Genomic DNA, 5,376 nt, shown 5'->3' on the forward strand with positions numbered 1-5,376 from the left:
CACTAGTAAGATTCCCCTGCAAAGCCCACAATATGATTCTGTAACACACAATAAAAAATGATGCATACCAAAGGAAAGGATTAAAGAAGATAGTTCTGTTGAACTGCCAACCCTTAAGCGGTGGTACGATAGTTTCAAATATAGTCCTTAGAAATGCACTGTTATAAAGGCCGTATACAATACTGTTAAAAGCTATGCCAATAGCACAGAAATTAAAATAGTCATGGAATATACCTATTCCATTGCCTTCTCTAATATACTTACTGTTCAGATAGAAGAAGTATATAACACAGGTTGGAAGGACTATATACATGTGTGCATCATTGGCATGCATCATACCGCCTGTCCAGGATGTTATGATCTCTTTTAGTATCTCTATAGCTGATAAGTCTGCTTCTACCATAGTAGATCTTATGGTCTCTTCACTTGAAAAGAGCATTGTAGCAAACAGTCTGTATTCGCATATAACACTTCCTGCAGCAAGAACTACAAGTCCAAGCGCAAGCTGCCATGGGAACTTATGATTACGAATCCACATCCAGATAATCGCTATCACAAGATATCCCATTATGAACATGCCATGATATGAGAAGTATGACACGAAAGGATAACAGAATATCAGAAGGAACTTCCAAAATGTCGGTTCCATATATGTGATCCTAAGAAGATAGATTATAAGCGGAATTGATGCAAATGGAATTCCAAATGCAGGGAACAGATTCAGAATACCATATGTAAATGATATAAGAACAGTAATAGTAATAACTGAAGTATAGTCACGCTTTACAGGGTGCACATAATATACGCCCCTTTTAGTCCATGTATCAAGACCCTCGTGTGTAAGGATGTCATAAACAAGAAGACCGCTACCAGCCATAGCAATTATGATTTTAACAAGATATCCTGCAACATAAGCCCAAAATGAAGGCAGTATCATAAATAATACTGTGTATAGAGAAAACTCTGATGGAAGCACATTTCTGCTAATGCCATTTAAAAAGTCCGTACCAGCCTCCAGAGCAAAAAATGTTCCATCGTTTTTCATCATCTGAAACTGTGGTATGAAGAGGTCAAGATTGTCATGAATTGCTATATAGCTATCTTCTCCCAAGCTTGCATAAAGAACTATCGTACATATGAAAAACAGGCCTACAAAAATGAAGGCCCAGAATCTTGCAAAAAATCTGCCTATTGTATCTAAAAAATCTGTCATAGCAAAATTCCTCATAATCTTAATTAACTATAAGATACTAAAATGTGTATCTATAAGCAGCTCTTACAGTAGTTATTACTGTTTCAATTTCCTAAAATTTTAGAAAAGCGATTTTATTTTATAAAAAACAAAATCGCCATTCATAAATTACAATGTATTACTTTTCTTTCTTGAATATCTTCATTCGTTCCTGACCACCTATATTGTGGGCAGCATCTTCGCCATGCTTAAGGATTGCATTAACAACCTGCATTCTAAAGCCTGCATCTATGAAGTCGCAGTGAGTACAAAACTTGTAGTTCTGACGTCCTGAAGCTATAGCCTTTCTTGCCGCCATAAGCTTAGGACTTCCCCAGGCCTCTTTTAGAGGCATCTCATTAAGATCTCCAAAATCAGTAACTTCGAAGTTATCACAGCAGCAAAGGCCTATCTTACCATTAGGCATAATCCACATATCTGTGAATGGAAGAAGACAAGTCTCCTTGATAACCTTCTCTGTAGCCTTCTTATTAGGAGCACTTCCTGCTCTGTTAGTAAGTACTTCCTGGAGATATCTCATCTGAATCTGAATATCAAGATCCTTGAACTCATCCGGATGAGCCTTAACATACTCATATATCTTCTGAATATTAGGATGAAGCTTCATCTCCATAGAATAGTTATTGATGATCAGCTGATTGATATATGGCTGGATCTCTTTAACTTTCTCAATTGTAAGAATAAGTCCGTTAGTAGACATGAATATAAAGCTTTCAGGGAGCTTTTCTCTCGCATACTTATGGAACTCTACAATACGAGTATCAAGCCAGGGTTCATTATTACCATAAAGTGTAAGATGTCCCTTGTAATCCCAGTCCGCAAGCTGATCTATGATTGAACGATAAAGATTCTCATCAATCTTGGCAAGTGGACGCTTTTCTGCATGAACATTAGCTGTACAGAAAGCGCAGGTAGAATTACATCTGTTGATAGTCTCTATATTAACTACATTAGGCTTCGGAACTTCAGGACTGTTCATAAAGTAGTCAACATACTTCTTCTGTGAACGTGATCTTGTAATAAACTGAAGCTTAAGATAAGCATTACTTGCAAGATTTGGAAGATATTTTCTGGCATTCCAGCCAAGTTTACCCATGAAACTGTTAACTCTGATTGGCATATATATTACTTCTTTCTATTTTATTATCTAAACTTTACTACTAACCGCCCTCGCATAAAGGAGGGTAAAATTTTAAACACCTGTAATCACTATTGTACTATATTAGTCAATATCACTTTCATCATTCATCTGTGCTATAAGTGCCTTCTTCTTTCTGTGAAGTCCGTTAAGTTGCATTTCGAATGTACGACGATTATTGATAGCCATATTCTGAAGCATAAGACCATTGAAGAAAGCCTGAAGTGCAGCGATCATTGTAAAGCCGCATACTATAAGTGTCGGGAATCTCCTAACTTCTCCCGTCTCCCAGAACTCTGTAAATACAGGAATAATAAATATAACAGCAAGCGCCGCAAGTATCACCGCCATAACTGAGAAGAAATGAAGCGGCTTATAATCCCTATAAAGTCTTGATATAGTCCTTATAACTCTAAAGCCGTCAGAATAGGTGTTAAGCTTTGATTCAGAGCCCTCCGGCCTGTCACGGTATTCAATGACTACATTCTCTATCTGCATATTATTAGTTACAGCATGAATTGTCATCTCAGTCTCTATTTCAAAACCTTTTGAAAGTACTGGGAATGTCTTTACAAATTCGTAGCTGAAAGCTCTATAGCCTGTCATTATATCCCTAACATCACATTCAAAAAGCTTATTGATAGAGCCTCTTACAAGACTGTTACCAAAATTATGGAAGGGTCTCTTATTCTCTGTAAAATATGTTGATGAAAGTCTGTCACCAACTACCATATCAGCGTTATGACCAAGCACCTTCTCAACCATTTCAGGAGCAGCTTCCATAGGATAGGTATCATCACCATCAACCATTATATAGCACTGAGCCTCTATCTCACGGAACATTCTTCTTATGACATTGCCCTTACCCTGCATGTACTCATTTCTTACTACTGCTCCGGCACTTTCTGCTATCTCTGCTGTCCTGTCAGAAGAGTTATTGTTATATACATAGATAACAGCTTCCGGCAAAGCCTTCTTAGTATCCTCTATTACCTTTTTAATTGTCTTTTCTTCATTGTAGCATGGTATCAGTACCGCTATCTTATCCATATAATCCTCACATATAACCCATCTATCAGGCTTTATAATATTCTTTGTACCATCTGACAAAAGATTCTATTCCATCTTTAAGCGGAGTTGCCGGCTTAAAGCCAAAGTCTCTTTCAAGTTCTGTTACATCAGCATAGGTCTGATATACATCTCCTGCCTGCATTGGAAGGAATTCTTTATTAGCTGTAATTCCAAGTGCCTGCTCAAGGAATGTTACCATATCCATAAGAGGTTCAGGATGATTATTACCAATGTTATATACCTTATATCGTGCACCCTTACCATTATCTTTTGGAGCATTAGGAAGGATATTAATTATACCTGTAACTATATCATCAATATAAGTGAAGTCACGCTTCATATCACCATTATTGTATATCTGAATAGGCTTACCTGCCATTATCTTATCAGTAAATTTAAACAGTGCCATATCGGGTCTTCCAAGAGGACCATAAACTGTAAAAAATCTAAGACCTGTAGCAGGGATTCCATAAAGCTTTGAATATGCATGTGCCATAAGCTCATTGGACTTCTTGGTAGCAGCATATAAGCTTACAGGCTCATCCACTTTATCTTCTGTTGAGAATGGAACCTTGGTATTACCACCATAAACAGAGCTTGATGAAGCATATACAAGATGCTCTACTCCTTTATATCCATCTGCTGTATTATCATAGCTATGTCTGCAGGCTTCAAGTATATTGAAAAAGCCTATAAGATTAGACTCTATATATGAGCCCGGATTATCTATAGAATATCGAACACCTGCCTGAGCTGCAAGGTTCATTACGATATCAGGCTTATATTCATTAAATACATTATCTACATCATCCTTGTTCTTAAGATCGCCTTTTACAAAAGTAAATGAGGCGTTCTTACCAGAAGCCTTGGCCTCTTCTATTGCAATACCAAGAAGTCTTAATCTCTCTTCCTTAAGAGCTACAGGATAGTAATCATTCATATTATCAAAACCTATAACCTTAGCACCAGCTTCGATGAGTCTCTTTGACAGGTGATACCCTATAAATCCTGCTGCACCAGTTACTAAATATGTCTTACTTGCATCAATTGTTTTCATATATGCCGTCCTTTAATTACTGTTTTAATATTTATCATTTTATGATGAAAAAAATACTTTTTTTCAAGAAAATCTTATAACTCTTATTTCGTCATGCTACTTCCAAGTCTTCCATGGAGCATTTCCACTACTCCATAATTCTTCAAGCCTGTCTCTTTCGCGCTTTGTATCCATGCACTGCCAGAAGCCGTCATATCTGTATCCCATGAGCTGACCTTCTACGGCAAGTTTTTCAAGGACATCCTTTTCAAATACAGTACTATCATCTTTGATATAATCAAAAACCTCTGGTTCCATGACCATGTAACCAGCATTAATGCGGCTTCCATCTTCTTCATTCTTCTCATGAAAAGAAGTTATCTTAGAGCCGTCCATTTCAAGTGTTCCAAATCTCTGTCCTATATTAACAGATGTAATAGTTGCAATCTTGCCATGATCCTTGTGAAACTTCAAAATATCATTCATGTCGATATCACTTACGCCGTCTCCATAGGATACCATAAAAGTATCATCTCCGACATACTTCTGTATTCTCTTGATACGTCCGCCTGTCATGGTATCTATTCCCGTATCAACAATGGTAACTTTCCAAGGTTCAGACATATTGTTATGGATAGTCATGCGATTATCTGCAGTAAGATCAAAGGTCACATCACTATTATAAAGATAATAGTTAGCAAACCATTCCTTGATCACATACTGCTTATAACCTGCGCATATAATGAAGTCATTAAAACCTCTATGTGAATATTCCTTCATGATATGCCATATAATAGGCTTCTCACCTATTTCTATCATGGGCTTTGGTTTTAAATGACTTTCTTCACTTATTCTGGTACCATATCCACCTGCAAGAAG

General features: G+C 37.0%; 5 protein-coding genes. All 5 read right to left on the reverse strand.

Annotated features, from left to right (window positions below; translation table 11 throughout):
- A partial coding sequence (locus tag K6G87_RS07260) for a DUF6044 family protein (RefSeq protein WP_296835407.1) occupies positions 1-1,213 on the reverse strand: 1,213 nt, incomplete at its 3' end.
- 157 nt (positions 1,214-1,370) lie between these two features.
- On the reverse strand, positions 1,371-2,372 hold the full coding sequence (locus tag K6G87_RS07265; protein ID WP_296835409.1) for a radical SAM/SPASM domain-containing protein: 1,002 nt from the start codon (positions 2,370-2,372) through the stop codon (positions 1,371-1,373).
- Between the two features lie 102 nt (positions 2,373-2,474).
- On the reverse strand, positions 2,475-3,440 hold the full coding sequence (locus tag K6G87_RS07270; RefSeq protein WP_296835411.1) for a glycosyltransferase family 2 protein: 966 nt from the start codon (positions 3,438-3,440) through the stop codon (positions 2,475-2,477).
- A 25-nt stretch (positions 3,441-3,465) separates the two neighbouring features.
- Positions 3,466-4,518, reverse strand: coding sequence for an NAD-dependent epimerase/dehydratase family protein (locus tag K6G87_RS07275; RefSeq protein WP_296835413.1), 1,053 nt, complete (start codon positions 4,516-4,518; stop codon positions 3,466-3,468).
- 96 nt (positions 4,519-4,614) lie between these two features.
- A partial coding sequence (gene rfbF, locus K6G87_RS07280; RefSeq protein WP_296835415.1) for a glucose-1-phosphate cytidylyltransferase occupies positions 4,615-5,376 on the reverse strand: 762 nt, incomplete at its 5' end.

The organism is Butyrivibrio sp. (assembly GCF_024699075.1).

Bases quoted from the DNA above. Each gene is read 5' to 3' on its own strand.
- K6G87_RS07265 (WP_296835409.1), bottom strand. From the start codon at position 2,372: ATGCCAATCAGAGTTAACAGTTTCATGGGTAAACTTGGCTGGAATGCC.
- K6G87_RS07275 (WP_296835413.1), bottom strand. From the start codon at position 4,518: ATGAAAACAATTGATGCAAGTAAGACATATTTAGTAACTGGTGCAGCA.
- K6G87_RS07270 (WP_296835411.1), bottom strand. From the start codon at position 3,440: ATGGATAAGATAGCGGTACTGATACCATGCTACAATGAAGAAAAGACA.